Annotated in this window: 19 protein-coding genes and 1 pseudogene; 11 read left to right on the top strand and 9 right to left on the bottom strand. The window is 67.4% G+C overall.

The genetic code is table 11. From position 1 onward, the window contains the following. Nucleotides 1-49 precede the first annotated feature (49 nt). Entirely contained in the window at nt 50-883 is an 834-nt protein-coding gene (locus ACRDU5_RS11925) for a lysophospholipid acyltransferase family protein (RefSeq protein ID WP_526614723.1), read from the top strand. 31 nt (nt 884-914) lie between these two features. Beyond that, the gene (locus ACRDU5_RS11930; protein ID WP_526614755.1) at nt 915-1,349 is read left to right on the top strand and encodes an SRPBCC family protein; all 435 of its coding nucleotides are present in this window, start codon (nt 915-917) and stop codon (nt 1,347-1,349) included. 3 nt (nt 1,350-1,352) lie between these two features. Here the strand turns inward: ACRDU5_RS11930 and ACRDU5_RS11935 are convergent, their stop codons facing one another. From ACRDU5_RS11935 to lysA, 3 genes are read right to left on the bottom strand one after another with little or no spacing between them, the layout of a single operon-like run. Continuing rightward, entirely contained in the window at nt 1,353-1,793 is a 441-nt protein-coding gene (locus ACRDU5_RS11935) for a hypothetical protein (RefSeq protein WP_526614725.1), read from the bottom strand. A 46-nt stretch (nt 1,794-1,839) separates the two neighbouring features. Then, entirely contained in the window at nt 1,840-3,975 is a 2,136-nt protein-coding gene (malQ, locus tag ACRDU5_RS11940; protein ID WP_526614726.1) for a 4-alpha-glucanotransferase, read from the bottom strand. Continuing rightward, nucleotides 3,975-5,252: a diaminopimelate decarboxylase gene (gene lysA, locus ACRDU5_RS11945; RefSeq protein WP_526614727.1), complete on the bottom strand. Its 1,278-nt coding sequence runs from the start codon at nt 5,250-5,252 to the stop codon at nt 3,975-3,977. The genes malQ and lysA overlap by 1 nt, the downstream gene beginning before the upstream one ends. 52 nt (nt 5,253-5,304) lie before the next feature. Between lysA and ACRDU5_RS11950 the strand changes: the two genes are divergently transcribed. Further along, complete coding sequence (locus tag ACRDU5_RS11950; RefSeq protein ID WP_526614728.1) at nt 5,305-6,507, top strand: MFS transporter; 1,203 nt, start codon at nt 5,305-5,307, stop codon at nt 6,505-6,507. Here the strand turns inward: ACRDU5_RS11950 and ACRDU5_RS11955 are convergent. The 4 genes from ACRDU5_RS11955 to ACRDU5_RS11970 are packed head-to-tail and all read right to left on the bottom strand — an operon-like array spanning nt 6,479 to nt 8,688. Beyond that, nucleotides 6,479-6,802, bottom strand: a complete 324-nt coding sequence (locus tag ACRDU5_RS11955) for a DMT family transporter (RefSeq protein ID WP_526614756.1) — start codon at nt 6,800-6,802, stop codon at nt 6,479-6,481. The two genes, ACRDU5_RS11950 and ACRDU5_RS11955, sit on opposite strands and share 29 nt — an antisense overlap. Then, nucleotides 6,802-7,140, bottom strand: coding sequence for a DMT family transporter (locus ACRDU5_RS11960; protein WP_526614729.1), 339 nt, complete (start codon nt 7,138-7,140; stop codon nt 6,802-6,804). The genes ACRDU5_RS11955 and ACRDU5_RS11960 overlap by 1 nt, the downstream gene beginning before the upstream one ends. A gap of 10 nt (nt 7,141-7,150) precedes the next feature. After that, on the bottom strand, nt 7,151-7,783 hold the full coding sequence (locus ACRDU5_RS11965) for a TetR/AcrR family transcriptional regulator (protein WP_526614730.1): 633 nt from the start codon (nt 7,781-7,783) through the stop codon (nt 7,151-7,153). Then, a complete protein-coding gene (locus ACRDU5_RS11970) occupies nt 7,780-8,688 on the bottom strand; it encodes an oxygenase MpaB family protein (protein ID WP_526614731.1) in 909 nt (302 codons plus the stop codon). Before ACRDU5_RS11970 ends, ACRDU5_RS11965 begins: the two co-directional genes overlap by 4 nt. Nucleotides 8,689-8,803: 115 nt before the next feature. Between ACRDU5_RS11970 and ACRDU5_RS11975 the strand changes: the two genes are divergently transcribed. The 8 genes and pseudogenes from ACRDU5_RS11975 (at nt 8,804) to ACRDU5_RS12010 (ending at nt 16,607) form a co-directional block, all read left to right on the top strand. Then, entirely contained in the window at nt 8,804-10,351 is a 1,548-nt protein-coding gene (locus ACRDU5_RS11975; protein WP_526614732.1) for a carboxylesterase/lipase family protein, read from the top strand. Between the two features lie 79 nt (nt 10,352-10,430). Beyond that, complete coding sequence (locus tag ACRDU5_RS11980; RefSeq protein WP_526614758.1) at nt 10,431-11,321, top strand: sterol desaturase family protein; 891 nt, start codon at nt 10,431-10,433, stop codon at nt 11,319-11,321. 38 nt (nt 11,322-11,359) lie between these two features. Continuing rightward, on the top strand, nt 11,360-11,842 hold the full coding sequence (locus ACRDU5_RS11985; RefSeq protein ID WP_526614733.1) for a cation:proton antiporter regulatory subunit: 483 nt from the start codon (nt 11,360-11,362) through the stop codon (nt 11,840-11,842). Nucleotides 11,843-11,845: 3 nt separating this feature from the next. Then, nucleotides 11,846-13,012, top strand: coding sequence for a cation:proton antiporter (locus ACRDU5_RS11990; protein ID WP_526614734.1), 1,167 nt, complete (start codon nt 11,846-11,848; stop codon nt 13,010-13,012). Nucleotides 13,013-13,091: 79 nt separating this feature from the next. Next, a pseudogene (locus ACRDU5_RS11995) lies at nt 13,092-13,247 on the top strand (FAD-dependent oxidoreductase); the annotation flags it as partial. Nucleotides 13,248-13,374: 127 nt separating this feature from the next. Then, nucleotides 13,375-13,989, top strand: coding sequence for a LysM peptidoglycan-binding domain-containing protein (locus ACRDU5_RS12000; protein ID WP_526614735.1), 615 nt, complete (start codon nt 13,375-13,377; stop codon nt 13,987-13,989). Between the two features lie 73 nt (nt 13,990-14,062). Then, the gene (locus ACRDU5_RS12005) at nt 14,063-14,749 is read left to right on the top strand and encodes an Rv1815 family serine proteinase (RefSeq protein WP_526614736.1); all 687 of its coding nucleotides are present in this window, start codon (nt 14,063-14,065) and stop codon (nt 14,747-14,749) included. Nucleotides 14,750-15,116: 367 nt separating this feature from the next. Further along, nucleotides 15,117-16,607 carry an FAD-binding protein gene (locus ACRDU5_RS12010; RefSeq protein ID WP_526614759.1) on the top strand — a complete coding sequence of 497 codons (1,491 nt, stop codon included), beginning with the start codon at nt 15,117-15,119 and terminating at the stop codon, nt 16,605-16,607. Here the strand turns inward: ACRDU5_RS12010 and ACRDU5_RS12015 are convergent. Then, complete coding sequence (locus ACRDU5_RS12015; protein WP_526614737.1) at nt 16,604-18,499, bottom strand: ABC transporter ATP-binding protein/permease; 1,896 nt, start codon at nt 18,497-18,499, stop codon at nt 16,604-16,606. The two genes, ACRDU5_RS12010 and ACRDU5_RS12015, sit on opposite strands and share 4 nt — an antisense overlap. Before the next feature lie 35 nt (nt 18,500-18,534). Further along, nucleotides 18,535-18,913: ATP-binding cassette domain-containing protein (locus tag ACRDU5_RS12020; RefSeq protein ID WP_526614738.1), on the bottom strand; the 379-nt coding region annotated here is incomplete at its 5' end.

Genomic DNA, 18,913 nt, shown 5'->3' on the forward strand with positions numbered 1-18,913 from the left:
AGCTGGGAACGCAGGTTTCAGATGGCTGGGCTCTGTCAATATGACCGGCATGGCGGGCTTGGGTGATGTTCTGAATTGGGTCCGGGAGCAGGTCGTGTCGCGGGTGCCGAGGGCCGATCTCGATCAGCGCGACCCGGACTACATCCGCGACCAATTGCCCGGCACCTGGCTGGTGGCGTCGTTGTACTTCCGCGCCGACGTGCGCGGCCTCGACCGCATTCCGGCCGACGGGCCGGTGCTGCTGGTCGGCAACCACAGCGGCGGCAACGTCCCGCCGGACACCTTCGTCTTCACGCTGGCGTTCTGCTCCTATTTCGGCGTCGAGCGGCCGTTCTACCAGTTGGCACACAATCTCGTCGTCTCGGCGCCGCCGCTGGGCTGGCTGCGCAAGTTCGGCACCGTCGCGGCCAATCACGAAAATGCCCGGCTGGCACTCGAATCCGGGGGGGCGCTGCTGGTGTACCCGGGCGGCGACTACGAGGTGTTCCGGCCGTCGTGGGAGCGCAACATCGTCGACTTCGGCGGACGCAAGGGCTATGTGCGGCTGGCCCGGGAGGCCGGGGTGCCGATCGTCCCGGTGGCCAGCGTCGGTGGCCAGGAGACCGCCCTGTTCCTGGATCGCGGGCAGTGGCTGGCCAAACTGCTCGGGGTCGACAAGCTGCTGCGGCTGAAGAGCGTGCCGATCTCGCTGGCGCTGCCGTGGGGGCTGAACATCAGCGACCTGGCCGGCCACATCCCGCTGCCGGCCAAGATCACGATCGAGGTGCAGGAGCCGATCGAGGTCGATGGTGACGATCAGGCCGTGCACGACAAGGTGGAGGGCAGTCTGCAGGCCGGTGTGGACCGGCTGGCCGCCGAACGTCGATTCCCGGTGATCGGCTGATGAGCGCTTGCGCGAAGAAGCGACGGCACTGATGCGGGTCGAGCGGCGTTTGGTGATCGACGCGGATCGCGACACCGTGTGGAAATTCGTCAGCAATCCGGACTGCTACCCGGAGTTCGTGACGAGCCTGGAACGCTGGGAGACCATAACCGCGGGCCCGGCCGCTGTCGGCTCCCGCTACACCGTGCACTGGAAGATCGGCTCGGTGCCGATAGGCGGTGTCATAGAGGTGGTGGAGTTCGACGAAGGCCGCGAACTGGCCTGGATCGGCATCACCGGGGTGTCGCAACGCGGTCGGTTCCGGTTGCGCGACGCCGGCGACGGCCGTACCAGGGTGACATTCCGGTTGGCCTACGAGTCCGCGGGAAGTCTGCTCGGGTTTATCGCCGACCGGGTGGCCGCCCGCGAGGTCGGGCGGAACATGACGGCGACGCTGAAGAACTTGCGAAGTCTGGCCGAGCGGTAGGCCTCAGGCCGGCGGCGGCGGTGTGCCTGCGCCGGGGGCGCCCTGAATCGGTACCACCGGGGTTGGGGTCACCGTGGTGACGCCGTTCGAGCCGACGGTCGGGCCGCCCGAAGGGCCCGATTCCGCGATCTGGTCGGCCGCTTCCTGGGTGCAATCCAGCATCAACACCATCTTGGGAGCCATCTGCCCGCTGGCATCCGTGCTTTCGATGACTTTTTGGCTGTCCACCAGGCATTGCGATTGCGGCAGGTCGCTGCCGAATGAGCCACCGAAACTCGCCTTGTAACCCATGTTCTTCAGAATCGTGACGGCCTTGGTGTATTGCTCACCGACCACGTTGTAGGAGCTCACGTCGTCCGGATCTGAGGTGGCCACGGCGGCAGTGACCAGGGCAAACGAGGTCGTGGCGACCGCGCCTGCTCCGAGCGCAACGAGCTTTTTCACGGACCTCTCCTCGGTTCGGTGCGGTGCGAACATATCGCAGATGTGATCAATGTGAAACCGGTGACGATTGAACCTCGGACCGCATGGTCTCGGCGAGACGGTTCGCTCGCGGGTCGGTGAACACGTCCTCGAGCAGCAGGCGGCGGCCGTCGGGGCCGCTCAGCGGAATCCGCCAGTTCGGGTATTCGTCGGTGGTGCCGGGTTGATTCTGGGTGCGCAGGTCGCCGACGGCATCGGCCAGCGACAGTCCGAGCAGCCGCGACGGGGTGCGGCCGAGGTAGGTGTACAGCGCGAGGACGATCTGTTCGACATCCGGGTCGTCGCCCAGCAGGCCGACCCGCCGCAACTCCGCCAGCCAGGCCGCCTGCTCGGCACGATCGGCGGCCAGTTCCTCCTCGACCGGCCGGGTCAGCAGGCCCAGCCGCTCACGCAGCCGCACGTGTGCACCGGCCAGGTAGCCGGCGGTCGGCGGCAGGTCATGGGTGGTGACCGAGGACAGGCAGTACTTGCGCCACCGGGGTGCCTTGAGCGGGCCACCGGCACCGTCGCGGTCCAGCTCGAACCACAGAATCGACGTGCCGAGCACCCCGCGCTCGGCCAAATAGTCCCGCACCCACGGCTCCACCGTGCCCAGATCCTCGCCGACCACGACCGCCTCGGCGCGGTGGGCCTCCAGCGCGACGATGCCGATCATCGCCTCGTGGTCGTAGCGCACATAGGTGCCCGCGGTCGGCGGCGCGCCCTTGGGGATCCACCAGAGCCGGAACAGCCCCATGATGTGATCGATCCGGACGCCGCCGGCGTGCCGCAGCACCGCATTGACCAGGGCCCGGAACGGCTCGTAGGCCCGCTCGACGAGCTGGTCGGGTCGCCACGGCGGCTGCGACCAGTCCTGCCCGAGCTGGTTGAACTCGTCGGGTGGCGCGCCCGCGGTGACGCCCGGCGCGAGCACGTCCTGCAGCGCCCACGCATCGGCCCCGTTCGGGTCCACCCCGACGGCCAGGTCAGCCATGATGCCGAGCTGCATGCCGGCCCGGACCGCGGCGGACTGCGCCGCGGCGAGCTGGTCGTCGAGCTGCCATTGCAGCCAGCGGTGAAAGTCGACGGTGGCGGCGTGCTCGGCGGCGAAGTCCGCGACGGCGGGATTCGCCGGGTGTGCGAACTCCTCGGGCCACTGGTGCCAATCGGCCCCGTACTCCTCGGCAAGCGCACACCAGACGGCGAAGTCGTCGAGGCTTGGTCCCTGCTGGGCACGGTATGCGGCGTATGCCAGCTCGCGCCCGGCGGAGTGCTCGACCCGGTGAACGTTGTCCAGGGCGGCACGCTTGGCCGTCCACGCCGCGTCCCGGTCGATCTCGTCGACGCGGTCGGCATGGATCTGCGCCTCGGCCCGCGCCCGCCGGATGCGGCCCCGGTGGCGGACATAGGCGAACTCGGGTATCGCCTCGACGCGCAGATAGAGCGGATTGACGAAGCGCCGCGAGGTGGGCAGATACGGCGAGGGCTCCATCGGGGCGGTCGGGGCGGCCGCGTGCAGCGGGTTGACCAGAATGTATCCCGCCCCGTGTTGCGCGCCGGACCACACTGCGAGGTCGGCCAGATCGGTCAAGTCTCCTATGCCCCAGGATCTTTGCGACCGCACACTGTAGAGCTGGGTGGCCAGGCCCCAGGCCCGGCGCGCGCCCAGCCGCGGCGGCAGGTCCAGGGATGCGGGGGAGACGATGAGCAGCGTGCTGGTGTCGGACGAGCCGACCTGTAGATGCAATCGGTGGTAGCCCAGCGGCAGGTCGTCGGGCAGCTCGAAGCTGGCCTCACCGACCAAGCGGCCGTCGAGATCGTATGGCGGAGTGTTGTTTTCCAATTGCCGAAGACCGGTGTGGACGCTGCCGTCTTCTAGCCGGATCCACAGACCCACCGGGTCGCCGTGGGTGACGTGCACCCAGAACGACGACTCGGTGCCGGCCCGCGCCACGATCGCCGGCGGCAACGAGCGTGACCAGTGATCCCGGTCGTGCGCGACGAGCGCCGCCGCCCGCTCGTCCTCGGTGGCGGCGGGCACGCCGAGCGCGGCCAGCACGGCGACCAACGTCGTCTCGGGCACGTCGACATGGCGGCCGGTCCAGTCTTGGTATCCGGTGGCGACGCCGTAGCGCCGCGCCAGCTCGGCGAGCGAGGGGGACATCAACCGACGTCGCGCATCAGCAGGTCGTCCCAGCTGTCCCGGCGAACCACCAAGCATGCCTTGCCGTTTCGTGCGAACACCACTGGAACCCGACGGGCGCCGTTGTACTGGTTGGACATCGTGTAGCAGTACGCGCCGGTGACCGGCACCGCCAGCAGGTCACCGACCGCAGGCTCGCGCAGCGCGACGCCGTCGACAAGCTGGTCCCCGGATTCGCAGTGCCGCCCGACCACACTGACCATCTCGCCGCCGCCGACCCGGTCGACCATCGTCGCCTCGAACCGCTGGCCGGTGAGCGACACCTCGAGGTTGTCGCCCATGCCGCCGTCCACCGCGACGTGGGTGATCACCCCGCGTTTGATCGTGGTGACGCGGTACGCCGTGCACGCGCTGGCGGCGACCATGCTGCGGCCGGGCTCGATGATGATCCGGCTGCCGTCCGGCAGCAGCTCGCGGGCCTGCGTCACCATCGCCTCGGCGTATGCGTCGACGCTGGGCGGGTGCTCGTCGTAGGTGTAGCGCACGCCGAGGCCGCCGCCGAGGTCGTAGACCTCGAACGTGCCCAGCTTGGCGATCGGTTCGACGGCGGCGGCCAGCTGCTCGACGTTGAGCAGCTGCGACCCGACATGGGTGTGCACGCCGTCGAGTTGCAGCTTTGGACTGCGCTCGATCCGCGCAATCGCCTGCCGCGCGTCGTCGGGCAGCAGCCCGAACTTCGAGCCGGCGTGCCCGGTCGCCTGTGAGGCGTGGGTGGCCGCCTCGACGCCGGGGATGACGCGGACCAGGCAGGGTTGCCGGTGCCCGCGCGGCACAATGCGCTCCAGCCGGTCGATGTCGTCGAAGTTGTCGACGACGACCAGGCCGACTCCGTTGGCGAGGGCGAGCACGAGCTCCTCGTCGGTCTTGGCGTTGCCGTGCAGGACCAGCCGGGCCGGCTCCGCGCCCGCCTTGAGCGCGGTGAGGATCTCACCGCCGCCGGCCACATCCAGGTGCAGACCCTCTTCGACCATCACCCGCTGAACCGCGGTGCACGGGAAAGACTTTGACGCGAAGGCGAGATCGCTGCGGGGCCATCGGCTGCGGAATGCGCCGAGATACTCCCGGGCACGGTCCCGCAGCGCGTCCTCGGCGACGACGATCGCCGGTGTGCCGAATTCCGCGGCCACATCGTCGAGCCGGCACCCCCCGACCATCAGGGTGCCGTTCCCGTCCAGCGTCGACCCGGGCGGGAACAGTCCGAGCAGTTCGTCGGTCGTCGCCTCGGCGTGCATCGACATTGCCTCAGCCTGCCACCGGGCGGCACACCGCGTCGTCGGTATCGTGCCGCTCATGGCGCTCGGGCGGCTCGACCACGTCGGCGCCGCGGGACGAAACCGGCGGGCCAGGATCGCGGTCGCGGCGCTGTTTCTGTCGAACGGCGCGATCTTCGCCAACCTGCTGCCCCGCTATCCCGAGATCAAGGCCGACCTGCAGCTGTCGAACGCGGTCTACGGGGTGGCGATCGCCGCCTTCTCCGGCGGCGCGCTGGTCGCCGGATTGGCGGCCGCAGCGCTGATTCGGCGCTTCCGGTCGTCGCGAGTCGCGGTGGTCGGCTCCATCGGCATCGCGGTGTTCATGTTCGTTGCGGCGTTCGCGCCGTCGGCGGTTGCGCTGGGCGCCGCACTATTCATTGCCGGCGCATCCGATGCCGTCACCGACGTCGCACAGAACGCACAAGGCCTGCGGGTGCAGCGAAACTATTTGCGCTCGATCATCAATTCGTTCCACGCGGTGTGGTCGGTCGGCGCCATCCTCGGCGGCGCGATGGGCGCGGCGGCCATCGCGCTGCATGTCCCGCGCACAACGCATCTGGCGACCTCCGCGGTGTTGTTCAGCGTCGTCGTGCTCGTCGCGTATCCATTTCTGCTCCGCAGTCCCGACCACGACGATCACCCGTCGGCGCGCGCGCCGGGCGGCCTTCGCTCCGGATTCGGTGTCTACTCGACGCTGGTGGCGCTGGTGCTGATCGCGATCGCAGGTGCCATGGTCGAGGATGCCGGAAGCTCCTGGGCCACACTGTATTTGCACGAAAGTCTCGGGGCGCCGGCCGCGATCGCGGTGTCCGGTTATATCGCGATGGTCGTCTTCCAGTTCATCGGGCGGCTGATCGGCGACCGGCTGGTGGACCGGTTCGGCGAGCGGGCGGTGGCGCGCACCGGTGGGCTCATCGCGGCGGCGGGGATGGGGGCCGCGCTCGCTTTTCCCGGGGTACCGGGCACGATCGCCGGTTTCGCCGCCGCCGGATTCGGGGTGGCAACCCTGGTCCCCGCCGCCATGCACGGCGCCGATCAGCTGCCGGGACTGCGGCCGGGCACCGGTCTGACGGCGGTGGCGTGGTTGATGCGTGTCGGGTTCGTGTCCTCGCCGCCGGTGATCGGGGTGATCGCCGACGCGACGAGCCTGCGGGTCGGACTCCTCGTCGTGCCGGTCGCGGGTGTGGCGGTGATGCTGCTAGCGCGGGCGCTCAGCCCGCGGCGCCGGTCATCTCGATAGTCAGCACACCGGCCACCACGAGGGCGATCCCGACGCCCATCAGCCAGGTCAGCGGCTCTTGGAACAGGAACCTTGCCATGATCGCAACCAGCGCCACGCCGCACGCGGTCCACACGCCATACGCGATGCCCACCGGCATGCCCAGTGACAGCGACGTCCACAGCAAGTAGAACGACGCCAGGTAGCCGGCCACCATTGGTGCGATCCATCCCCGCTTGCGGAAGCCCTCGGACGCGCGCAGCGACATGGTCCCGAACACCTCGAAACCGATGGCGCCGGCCAGCGTGAGCCACATCACGGCGTGGCCTTCTCGCCCTGGTGCGATCCCAACTCGATGAGCAGCACTCCCGCGATGATCAACCCGATGCCCGCGGCGATCGGCCAGGTGAACGGGTCACCGAACATCACCGCGGCCAGCACCGCCGTACCCGCGGTGCCCAGCGCGCCCCAGACCCCATAGGCGACACCGATCGGCATACCGGCGCGAAGCACCATGGTCAGCAGCGCGAATGAACCGAGATAGCCGGCGATGACGACGGCCAGCCATGCCGAATGGTCTTGGGAGGCCCGCAAAGACAGCGTGGCCGCAACCTCGACGACGATGGCCGCGCCCAGCAGGACCCACGTGCGCACGGCTATCAAGCTAGCCGACGACGCGCTCCACCATCGGGGTGAGCACCTGGTGTGCGAACCGCCGCAGCTCGATGTCGTCACCGAAATCGGGATCGCCGGGCGGCATCGAGATGTAGGTGAAGAACAGCCGCGCGAACACGTCGGCGACCCAGCGCACCGGTTGCGACGGCGCGCCGGGTGCCTCGCCGTGAATGTAATTGGCGATGAACGCCGACCCCATATTCAGCAGCTCGACGGACTCGGCGATCGGCGCGGGCTGAAGAGATGAAGCCTGTCCGGCCCGCCTCAGCATCGGATGTTCGCGGGCGAACGACACCGCGGCGATAAACGCCTCGGCCACACCCTCATTCGGATCCTCGACGCTGTCGATGGCGTCGGCGACCGCGGCCAGAAAACGCTGGGTCTCACGACGCACCAGTGCCTCCACCAGGTCGTCGCGGCGAGGGTAACGGCGGTAGGCCGTCATCCGCGACACGCCCGCCCGCCGAACGACTTCTTCGACCGTGATGCGTTGCAGCCCAACGGCTGCCGCTTCGGCCACCGCGGCGTCCAGGATGCGCTGGCTGGTCCGGTCTGCGGCCTCGTCGACCCGGCCGGCCCGGCCCGCGCCGCCGACCACCTCGATGAGCTGTGCGTCGATCACAGCGCGGCGACCTCGGGCCGCACGACTCCGGCCGCCCGATCCCGGGCCAGCTGCAGATAGCGCGGCGTGCCGAACGCCCAGCGCAGCCGTTGGGCATCGAAACGCAGCATCGGGCCCATCAATGCGCGCGTCACCGCTGGTGGCCGGTCGAAGCCGATGAGTTCCTGTGCCCATTGCGGCGCCCGGCTCATGCCTGCGTATATCGCGAACCGGTGCAGCTGGCGATCGAGCCGCTCGGGCAGGTCCGGGAAGAACGCTGACGTCATCAGGAAATCGATGAACTCCCGCGTCTGGGCGTTGACGCACAGCCGGGGCCGCATGGTCTCGACGTAGTCGCCGAGCTCGGCGGCGGTGGTCGGCACCCAGTCCGCGCCGCCCATTCGGCCAATCACCGCCTGTTCGGTGAGATAGCGGTCCTTTTCATTTTGGGACAGTGGCCGTTTGGTTTCTTCAAACACCCGCAGGATCATCCACGGGATGCAGGTGTGCACCCAGGCGATCAGTTCCGGATCCAGTGCGCGGTATTCCACGCCGTCCGGACGGGTGCCGTTGACGAACGAATGGATGTGCTTGACGCGTTCGATCACCGCGGTGGCGGCTTCGGCGTTGCCGAATGTCGTGGCCAGCACGTAGCCGAGGGTGGCCCGGGCGCGCTGGAATGGATCCTCCCGATAGTTCGACATGTCCTGGACTCCCGCGACGACGGACGGGTGCAGGATCTCCAGCACGATCGCGGGCAGCCCGGCCTGAGACACCGAGGCCAGGTCGGCGTTGATCTCCCACGACATGCTGCCCGGACCGATCAATCCCGGATCGCCCGGCGGGCCGCCGTAGACATCCGGATCGTCGTGCCGGCCGGCGCCCTTCTCGAAATCGGCGATTATCCGGTGACGCAGGGTTTTCATGGCGGCAATCCTCGTTGGTAGAGATGTTACATTTAATACACCATCTATACCACACGCTCTTCACAGCGCCGCGTCTGCCGGTCCAAGTTGCTACCCGCCGATACCATCGATGCCCATGGCAGGCGGTAACCCCGTCGTCGAGACGGTCCACGGCCCGGTTCGGGGCGTCGACGACGGGCTGGTCCAGGCGTGGAAGGGTGTTCGGTACGCCGCCGCGCCGACCGGCAACCGGCGGTGGCGCGCGCCGGAACCCCCCGAGCCGTGGAGGCAGGTCGCCGACGCAACGGAGTTTGCGCCGGTCTGTCCGCAGCCGGTAGAGCCGTCGATCCCCATCGACCTGGGCGCACCCCAGGGCGAGGACTGCCTCGCGCTGAATATTTGGGCGTCGTCGGATACCGCCGCCGGCAACGGGAAACCGGTCATGGTGTGGTTGCACGGCGGCGCCTACATCCTTGGTTCGGCGAATCAGCCGCTCTATGACGGCCGGGTATTGGCCGGCAGCGGCGATGTGGTGGTGGTGACCGTCACCTACCGGCTCGGCGCGCTCGGATTTCTCGACCTGTCCTCGTTCAGCAGCGGCCGCCGCCGTTTCGATTCCAATCCGGCACTGCGCGACGTGCTGGCCGCGCTGCGCTGGGTGCGCGACAACATCGCAGCATTCGGCGGCGATCCCAACCGGGTCACGCTGTTCGGCGAATCGGCCGGCGCGGGAATCATCACCAGCCTGCTGACCAGCCCGGCCGCCGACGGTCTGTTCGCCGCTGCGATCGCCCAGAGCGCACCAGCCACCTCGGTCTACGACGGCATCCGCGGCCGCCGCATCGCGGAGCAGATCCTTCGTCGGCTCGGTATCGACGACTCCGAGATCGACCGATTGCCCGATGTGCCGGTGGATGCGATCGTCGCGGTCTCCAGGGAGCTCTTCTACGAGGTACCGGTCCGCAGTCCGGGCACCCTGGCGTTCGCCCCGATCGTCGACGGCGACATTGTTCCCGATTACCCCGTCAAGATGGCACGCGAAGGCCGATCGCACCCGGTTCCGCTGATCATCGGCACCAACAAGCACGAGGCGGCGCTGTTCAAGTGGATGAAGTCGCCGCTGATGCCGATAGCTCCAGAGGAGATCAAGAGGATGTTCGCCGCGCTCGCCGCGGAACAGCCGGGCGTGCTTCTTCCGACCGAGGACCAGATCGGAGCGGCCTACCCCGGGCTGCGGGGAAAGGCCCGCGGGATGGGCATTGCCCGTGATGCCGGTTTCCGGATGCCCTCGGTGTGGCTGGCCGAAGGTCACAGCACCGTCGCGCCGGTATACCTGTACCGCTTCGACTTCGCCACCCCAATGCTGCGGCTGCTGCGCATCGCAGCGGCCCACGCCACCGAATTGCCTTACGTCTGGGGCAATTTGGTCGCGGGTCCCAAGGACCCAACCTTCAGACTCGGCGGGTTGAAGACCGGCGCCCTGGTGTCCGCACGGATGCGGGCCCGATGGTTGAACTTCGCGACCCAGGCAAAGCCCGTTGGCCTTCCCGGCCAACCGGAGTGGCTGCCGTATCAGGAGACCGACCGCGAGTGCCTGCTCATCGACAGGCAGGACAGGATCGTGCACGACATCGATCTGCACATCCGTGCCGCGTGGGGCAGCCAGGTGCTCAATTTCCGATAGGCCGGGGCATCGTTAAACTTGCCGCGGAGGTGTCGCTGTGGACGGGATTCGTGCGTTCTTGGACGTGCTGCCGCCGCAGATGCGCGACCCGGTGTTGTTCGCGATCCCGTTCTTCTTGTTGCTGCTGATCGTCGAATGGACCGCGGCGCGCAAGCTCGAACAAGTCGAAGGTCAGCACCGCCCGCCGTCGGGCGGCTACCGCACCCCCGACTCGTGGGCCAGCATCTCGATGGGGTTGGTCTCCATTGCCACCATGGGCGCGTGGAAGTTCCTGGCCCTGCTCGGCTACGCCGCCATCTACGCCTACCTCGCGCCCTGGCATCTGTCGTCCACCCGGTGGTACACCTGGGTGATCGCCATTGTCGGCGTCGACGTGCTGTTCTACACCTATCACCGGATCGCGCACCGGGTGCGGCTGATCTGGGCCACTCACCAGGCGCACCACTCCAGCCAGTACTTCAACTTCGCGACCGCGCTGCGGCAGAAGTGGAACAACAGTGGTGAGATCCTGATCTGGATTCCGTTGCCGTTGCTCGGCGTTCCACCGTGGATGGTGTTCGCCAGCTTCTCGATCAACCTGATCTACCAGTTCTGGGTGCACACCGAGCGCATCGACAAACTCTGGGCGCCTTTCGAATTCGTCTTCAACACCCCGTCTCACCATCGCGTGCACCACGGCATGGACCAGGAGTACCTGGACAAGAACTACGCGGGCATTTTCATTCTGTGGGACCGCATGTTCGGCACCTTCCAGCCGGAGATGTTCCGTCCGCACTACGGGCTCACCAAGCCGGTCAACACCTACAACATCTGGAAGCTGCAGGCCCGCGAATATGTCGCGATCGCCCGGGACGTCCGCAGGGCCACCCGCTGGCGCGACCGGCTCGGCTACATCTTCGGTCCGCCCGGCTGGGAGCCGCGGCAGTCCGTGCAGCCCGACATTCCCGCGCCGATCGCCGTTTCCAAATAGCGCTATTTCGACGTGGCGCATTCGGCAGTATTGAGCGCATGGATGTAACTGAGGTAAAGCTGCCCGGCGTCGGTCTGCGTTACGAGTTCGACCTTGCACAGGGCGACCGGATCGGCGTCGTCGCACGCCGGAGCGGCGACTTCGAGATCGTGCTATACAGGCGCGACGATCCGGACCAGGCGCGGCCGGTCTTCCGGCTCATCGAGGACGAGGCCGAGGCGCTGGCCCAGATCTTCGGTGCCCCACGAATCGCGGAGGCTTTCGCCGATCTCACCCGCGAGGTGCCCGGCCTTCGGGCCGGCCGGTTGGAGATACGAGCCGGCAGCCCGTATGCGGACCGACCGCTCGGCGACACCAAGGCCCGCACCCGTACCGGCGCCTCCATCGTCGCAGTCGTCCGGGACGAGGAAGTCCTCGCCTCACCCGGGCCCGAAGAGATCCTGCGTGCCGGCGACCTGTTGGTGGTGATCGGCACCGATGACGGCATCGCCGGAGTCGAGAACATCGTCGATAAGGGCTGAGTTATGCAGGTCTCGGTGGCGCTGTTGCTCGAGCTCGGCGTCATCCTCACGGTTCTCACGGTGCTGGGTACCATCGCGCGCCGATTCGCGCTATCGCCGGTCCCGCTCTACCTGCTGGCCGGGCTCGCGCTCGGCGAAGGCGGCATCGCGCCGGTCCCTGCCGTCGGTGAGTTCGTCGAGGCGGGCGCGTCCATCGGGGTGGTGCTGCTGCTCCTCACCCTGGGTCTGGAGTTCTCCATCTCGGAGTTCACCAGTAGCCTGCGCCGACACCTGCCCTCGGCGTGGGTAGACGTTGCGCTCAACGCAATCCCCGGCGCGCTGGCCGGTTGGCTGCTCGGCCTCAACGGGATAGGCATCCTCGCTCTGGCCGGGGTCACCTACATCTCGTCGTCCGGGATCATCGCTCGCCTGCTCAACGACCTTGGCCGCCTCGGTAACCGGGAAACCCCGCCCGTGCTCTCGATTCTCGTGCTGGAGGACTTCGCGATGGCGGCCTATCTGCCGCTGCTCACCGTCCTTGCGGCCGGCGGAACTCTGCTGAATGCCTTGGTGGGCATGGGCATTGCGGTCGCGGCGCTGAGTGCCGCTTTCGTCACGTCCTACCGCTGGGGTCACCACCTCGGGCGGCTGTTGGCACATCCCGACGACGAGCAGCTGCTGCTGAGAATTCTCGGGCTGACCCTGATAGTTGCCGCGTTGGCCGAGTTCGTCCATGCCTCGGCGGCCGTCGGCGCGTTCCTCGTCGGGCTGACCCTGACCGGTCAAACCGCGGACCGCGCCCGGCAGGTGCTCACCCCGCTGCGGGACCTGTTCGCGGCGGTCTTCTTCCTCGCGATCGGGCTGTCGGTGGACCCCGGCGATCTGGTGCCGATGTTGCCCGCGGCGCTGGTGCTGGCCGCCGTCACCGCCGGAACGAAGGTGCTGACCGGTCAGTTCGCAGCGCGCCGCGAGGGAGTTGCCCGGCCCGGCCAGTTGCGCGCCGGCATGGCGCTGATCGCACGTGGGGAATTCTCGCTCGTCATCATCGGCCTGGTCGGCGCGTCGAGCACCGCGGTCGGCGCGGTGGCGACGCCCTATGTGTTCATCCTGGCCATCGTGGGCCCGGTGCTGGCCCGCTTCACCGGCGGCGGAGTGCGGTCGACGGGACGAGCTGCTCCACCGCCCGGGTAGTGCCCGCGGATCAGCGAATCGTTCTTGTCGACGCCGAGCGGGTGGGTTGGGCGGCGTCCGGCGGCAACGGCGGTTTCGTCGACGCCAGCCTCACATGCCCTTTCCGCCTGAGCCGTTGGTCAGCATCGGAATCCAGGCCACCAGGTGGTCGCTCGACCGCGCCGACCATGCGGCGGGACGGCGCAACCTGTTGCCGCGGACGCTGGACGCGCTCGGTCTCGGCTTCGATTCCTGAACACGCCGCCCGTCGTTTACCGGACGTTTCAATTGGGCCGATCCGAACCGCCCACATGCAAATCCAAGATCAGTAAGCTCACCCGCGTCGGGGCGACAGGACGTCGCCGTGAGAAAGGGGCAACGACGTGACAGACAGACTCGCCAAAGGCGAGAAGCTTGAGCGCGGTCAATCGCTGACGTCGAGGAACGGGGCATACACGCTGACCCTGCAGGACGACGGCAACCTGGTGCTTGCCGCTGGCGCTGAAGCGGTGTGGGCGACCGACACGAACGGGCAAGACGTGGTGCGTGCCGAGGTGCAGAAAGACGGCAACTTCGTGCTGTACACGCCCGATAAGCCGGTGTGGCACACCGACACCGAGGGCGCAAAGGATGTTCGGCTGTTGCTGCAGGACGACCGCAACCTGGTGCTCTACGGTTTCGACGGACCGGCATGGGCGTCGAACACACAGACTGATGAACCTAGGGCGGCGCCACCCGCGGCGGAAGCCGAGGCGCCCGAAGTGGTGCCGGCCGCGGCCGAGGAACCGGCACCGGCCCCCGAAGCCGCGCCTCCGCCTCCGCCGCCACCGCCGCCACCGCCGGCTCCGCGCACCTACACCGTTGTCTCCGGTGACACGCTGTGGGCCATCTCCGAACGCTTCTACGGCGACGGCAGCAAGTATCAGCGCATTGCTGATGCCAGTGGTATCTCCAACCCCGACCTGATCCATCCGGGCCAGGTGCTGACGATTCCGTAGCAGGAGCGGTCAAGCTGTCGGCAACCTCGCCGGTAGGCTGAACGTCACTGGCCCCACGGATCGGAGACGACAAGTGCACCGACGATGGTTGTCCGTGCTGGCCGCTGCGGCCGCGCCGATCGTTGCGCTGGTCGTCCCTGCGGGCCCCGCACCCGCCAATCCCGGCGTGCTGGTCTACCCGGGCATGGAGATTCGCCAGGACACCAACGTGTGCACCCTGGGTTTCGTCGACCCCGCGGCGCGCATCGCATTCACCGCCGGCCATTGCCGGGGCAGCGGGCGGGTTGCCGACAAGGACGGCAACGTCATCGGCACGCAGGCGACGTTCCGCGACAACACCCCCGACGGCGCCACCATCGCCACCGACCACATGATCTCGGACTGGGAGGCGATCGGGCTTGCCCCCGATGTTGCGGTGAACAACATCCTGCCCGGCGGGCGGACATTGGTGTCGGATCCGAGCATCGTGCCCCAGCCGGGTCGGCCGGTCTGCCACTTCGGCATGATCACCGGGGAGAGTTGCGGCACCATCGAAGCGGTCAACAACGGCTGGTTCACGATGGCCAACGGGATCGTCAGCCAGAAGGGTGACTCCGGCGGACCGGTCTATGTGGTCACCAACGACGGCCGAGCGGTGATCATCGGGATGTTCAACAGCACCTGGGGCAACTATCCGGCGGCGGTGTCCTGGCAGACCGCCAGCGAGCAAGCGCGCGCGGACGTCGTCCAGTCGGCGGGTGCGCCGCCGCCGCCCGGCTGACGGCTACCTGCGCTCGACGCGGGCACTCACCGAGTTCTGCATCAGGGCTGTGAGTCGAGCGAGATCACGACTCTCCTGCAGATTTCGCGGCGCGATCGGCGCCACCTGGGAGTACGGCGGCGCGGGCGTCGGCCGATCGGTGCCTCAAGGCGTACCTCGGCGAGGCATAGAAACTAGAACACGTTCTAGCTTCCTGGGCCCGCCGGAGATATTCTCAAGGCGATGCACGCCCAGACACCTGTCCAGATTGCGTGGGTGACACGCGACCTCATCGAGATCGCACACATCCCGTCCGATATCCGGGCCTTCTTCGACTACATCAAGCAGGAGCAGCAGTGAGCACCGACGAGCGCTCGGGCGAGGAGAAATTATGAAGCAGATCCCGGCAACCGTCGATGCCGCCGACGCGACGAGCTGGTCCGACGAGGTCGACGTCGTGGTGATCGGCTTCGGCATCGCCGGCGGGTGCGCGGCGGTTAGCGCCGCGGCCGCCGGGGCCCGGGTGCTGGTGCTGGAACGCGCGGCCGCCGCGGGTGGCACCAGTGCGATGGCAGGCGGCCACTTCTATCTCGGCGGCGGGACCGCGGTGCAGCAGGCGACCGGCTTCGACGACAGTCCCGAAGCGATGTACAAGTACCTCGTAGCAGTCTCGCCCGATCCGGAGCACGACAAGATCCGCGCCTACTGCGACGGCAGCGTCGAACACTTCAACTGGTTGGAGGACCTGGGTTTTCAGTTCGAACGCAGCTACTACCCCGGAAAGATCATCGTCCCGCCGAACACCGAGGGCCTGTCGTACACGGGCAACGAGAAGGTATGGCCGTTCTGCGCGCAGGCGAAGCCCGCGCCGCGTGGCCACTCCGTGCCGGTGCCCGGCGAATTGGGCGGTGCCGCAATGGTCATCGATCTCTTGGTCAAACGCGCCGACGAACTCGGCGTGCAGATCCGTTACGAAACCGGGGCAACCAACCTGATCGTCGACGACGGTAGCCAAGGCAGACGAGTGGTCGGCGTCCGCTGGAAGCACTTCACCGAAACCGGCGCGGTCAAGGCCAAGGCGGTCATCATCGCCGCGGGCGGATTCGCGATGAACCCGGATATGGTCGCTGAGAACACGCCGGCGCTCGGGCAAAAGCGACGCACCAAGCACCACGGCTTGGTGGAGCCCTACATTCTCGGCAATCCCTACGACGACGGGCTGGGCATCCGAATGGGTGTGTCGGCGGGCGGCGTCGCCAAGAACCTGGACCAGATGTTCATCACCGCCGCGGCATACCCGCCGGAGATCCTGCTCACCGGCATCATCGTCAACAACCAGGGTCAGCGTTTCGTCGCCGAGGACTCCTATCACTCACGCACGTCGGCGTTCGTGCTGGAGCAACCGGACCAGGCGGCGTTCCTCATCGTCGATGAGGCACACACCGAAATGCCTCCGCTGCCGCTGATCCGGTTCATCGACGGCTGGGAGACGGTCGAGGAGATGGAGGCGGCACTGGGGATTCCCGAGGGCAAGCTGGTGGCTACTCTGAACCGGTACAACGAGAACGCTGCACGCGGCGAGGATCCCGACTTCCACAAGGAGCCGGAATACGTTGCGGCACAAGACAACGGCCCGTGGGCGGCATTCGACATGTCGCTGGGCCGGGCGATGTACTCCGGGTTCACCATGGGCGGACTGGTCGTCTCCATCGACGGGGAGGTCCTGCGGGATGACGGCTCGACGATTCCTGGGTTATACGCCGCAGGTGCGTGCGCGTCGAACATCGCTCAGGACGGCAAGGGGTACTCCAGCGGAACCCAATTGGGCGAGGGCTCGTTCTTCGGCCGCCGCGCTGGAACCCACGCGGCGCGGCGCTAGACACCCACCGGCTCTTCGCCGACCGGCCCCAGTCGCCATTCGCCGTCGCCGAGCAGTTCCAAGCGCCGATCGTGATGCTGTTCGACCGTGCTTCGATGGCTGACACTGACCACGATGGTGTCCGGCAGCTGAGCGCGCAGCGCTCGGTACAGCGCAAATTCCTGACCCTCGTCGAGCGCAGAGGTCGACTCGTCCAGGAACACCACCTTGGGTTTGGCCAGCAGGACCCGTGCGAACGCGATGCGCTGCTGCTCACCGGGGGAGAGCACCTTGGCCCAGTCGGCCACCTCGTCGAGTCGGTCCCCGAGGTGGGCCAGCGCGACGGTGTCCAGCGCCGCCCGGATTGCGTCGTCGGAGAAAGCGTGCTCCTCGGCGGGATACGAGACCACCGCACGCAGGTCGCCCAGCGGCGCGTACGGCATCTGGGACAAGAACATGGTGTCCTCCTGTGGGTGACGCAGGGTGCCCGAGGTGAACGGCCACAGTTGCGCCAAACTGCGCAATAGCGTTGTCTTGCCGGTGCCGGAGCCGCCGGTGATCACCAACGAGTCGCCCGGGGACAGCCGCATGTCGAGCGGATCGACGAGCCGCACCCCGGCCGGCGTCCATACCTCGACGTCATCGAGCTCCACCGAGCCGTCGGGACTGCTTTCGGAGGTCAATGTCGGTAGCGCTCTGGCTTTTTCGTTGGCGGCGATCAGCCCACCGAGCCGGATGATCGCCGCGCGGTAGCTGGCGAATGAGTCGTAAACCGCCCGGAAGAACGAGAGTGAACTCTGCACGTTGCTGAACGCGCTCGACGACTGAGTGACATCGCCGAGCTGAAGCTCGCCGGCGAACAGCCTGGGAGCCTGAACGACCAGTGGAAGCGGGTCGATGATCTGGTTAATGGTCTGGTTCCAGCCCAGGAACGCCACACCGCGTCGAATAAAGGCACGGTAGTTGTCGACAATGGCCGCGAATCTCGTCAACAGGGGACCACGCTCCGCTTCGTCGCCGCGATAGAGGCCGACGGCCTCGCCGGCGTCGCGCAGTCGCACCAGCGTGTACCGGAACGCGGCGTTGGTGAGCTCGTTGCGGAAGCTCAGCCGGATCAGCGGGCGGCCGATCCAGAACGCGACGACCGTCGTGACAAACACATAGAGGAACGCGATCCAGAACAGCGCCCTGGGAACGGTGACGCCGAAGATCGTCAGCGGGCCGGATAGATTCCACAGAATCGGGGTGAACGACACCACCGACACGATCGACGTCACGGCGCCGAACACCAGCGTGTGCATCGTCCCGACGGTCGGTGTGTTGGTTTCCGGCCCGGTGCCGGTGGTGAAGATGTCGATGTCCTGCTGGATGCGCTGATCGGGGTTGTCGATCGGCGAGTCGATGAACCGTCCCCGGTAGTAGGCGTCACCATCCAGCCAGTCACCGGTGAGCCGGTGGGTAAGCCACACCCGCCAGCGGAGGATGAACCGCTGCATCAGGTACAGATCGAGCAGGATGCGGACGATGTGGGCGGCGGCCAGTACCGCCAAAATGATGAGCGCTACCCAAAAGCCCTGTCTGCCCGTCTCTTTGGCCGCCTCGTCGCCGCTCACCGCCATCTGCAGGGCGGAAAACTGGTCGTTGCTCTGGTAGCTGAACAACACATCCAAGCGCACGCCGATCATCACCGACAACAACAGCACTCCAAGCCACACCCAGACCGGAATGCTTTGGCGGCCCTTGAAATAGTCGCCGGTGATGCGCCAGAACTGCCGGCCCCACGTGGTGTAGCGGGCGAGTAGGGCGAGCACAACCACCGTGCACACCGCACTGATGGCCCAGGCCTTGGCTACCCACAGCAAAGAAAGGACCAGCTCGTTGCCCCAGTCCAGGGATGGCGTGAACGTTTCCATGCCGGGAAGCTACCGCGGCGTGGCGCCGACCGTGGTTAGACCAGCGCGGGTTCCGGCCCGCCGCCCTCGACCCGGCTCAGCCTCCAATCGCCCTCACCGAGCAGTGCCAGTTGTTGTTCGTGGTGCTGCCCGACGGTGCCGCGGTGGCTGACACTGACCAGGATGGTGTCGGGCAACTCGGTGCGGATCAATTGGTACAGCGCGAATTCCAGACCTTCGTCGCACGCCGATGTCGACTCGTCGAGGAACACCGCCTTCGGCTTGTGCAGCAGAATGCGGGCGAACGCGACGCGTTGCTGCTCGCCGGGCGAGAGCCGCTTGGCCCAGTCCGCAACCTCGTTGAGCCGAATGATGAGATGGCCCAGCGCCACTTTCGACAGCACCCGCTGCAGTGATACGTCGTCGATCTCGCCT

This window comes from Mycobacterium sp., assembly GCF_050701515.1.
Classification (GTDB): domain Bacteria; phylum Actinomycetota; class Actinomycetes; order Mycobacteriales; family Mycobacteriaceae; genus Mycobacterium.

Excerpts from the sequence above, each read along its gene's own strand:
- ACRDU5_RS12015 (WP_526614737.1), bottom strand. The coding sequence starts at position 18,499 with ATGGAAACGTTCACGCCATCCCTGGACTGGGGCAACGAGCTGGTCCTT.
- ACRDU5_RS11925 (WP_526614723.1), top strand. The coding sequence starts at position 50 with ATGGCGGGCTTGGGTGATGTTCTGAATTGGGTCCGGGAGCAGGTCGTG.
- ACRDU5_RS11950 (WP_526614728.1), top strand. The coding sequence starts at position 5,305 with ATGGCGCTCGGGCGGCTCGACCACGTCGGCGCCGCGGGACGAAACCGG.
- ACRDU5_RS11985 (WP_526614733.1), top strand. The coding sequence starts at position 11,360 with ATGGATGTAACTGAGGTAAAGCTGCCCGGCGTCGGTCTGCGTTACGAG.
- malQ (WP_526614726.1), bottom strand. The coding sequence starts at position 3,975 with ATGTCCCCCTCGCTCGCCGAGCTGGCGCGGCGCTACGGCGTCGCCACC.
- ACRDU5_RS11980 (WP_526614758.1), top strand. The coding sequence starts at position 10,431 with ATGCGCGACCCGGTGTTGTTCGCGATCCCGTTCTTCTTGTTGCTGCTG.
- lysA (WP_526614727.1), bottom strand. The coding sequence starts at position 5,252 with ATGTCGATGCACGCCGAGGCGACGACCGACGAACTGCTCGGACTGTTC.
- ACRDU5_RS11930 (WP_526614755.1), top strand. The coding sequence starts at position 915 with ATGCGGGTCGAGCGGCGTTTGGTGATCGACGCGGATCGCGACACCGTG.
- ACRDU5_RS11975 (WP_526614732.1), top strand. The coding sequence starts at position 8,804 with ATGGCAGGCGGTAACCCCGTCGTCGAGACGGTCCACGGCCCGGTTCGG.
- ACRDU5_RS11955 (WP_526614756.1), bottom strand. The coding sequence starts at position 6,802 with ATGTGGCTCACGCTGGCCGGCGCCATCGGTTTCGAGGTGTTCGGGACC.
- ACRDU5_RS11990 (WP_526614734.1), top strand. The coding sequence starts at position 11,846 with ATGCAGGTCTCGGTGGCGCTGTTGCTCGAGCTCGGCGTCATCCTCACG.
- ACRDU5_RS11970 (WP_526614731.1), bottom strand. The coding sequence starts at position 8,688 with ATGAAAACCCTGCGTCACCGGATAATCGCCGATTTCGAGAAGGGCGCC.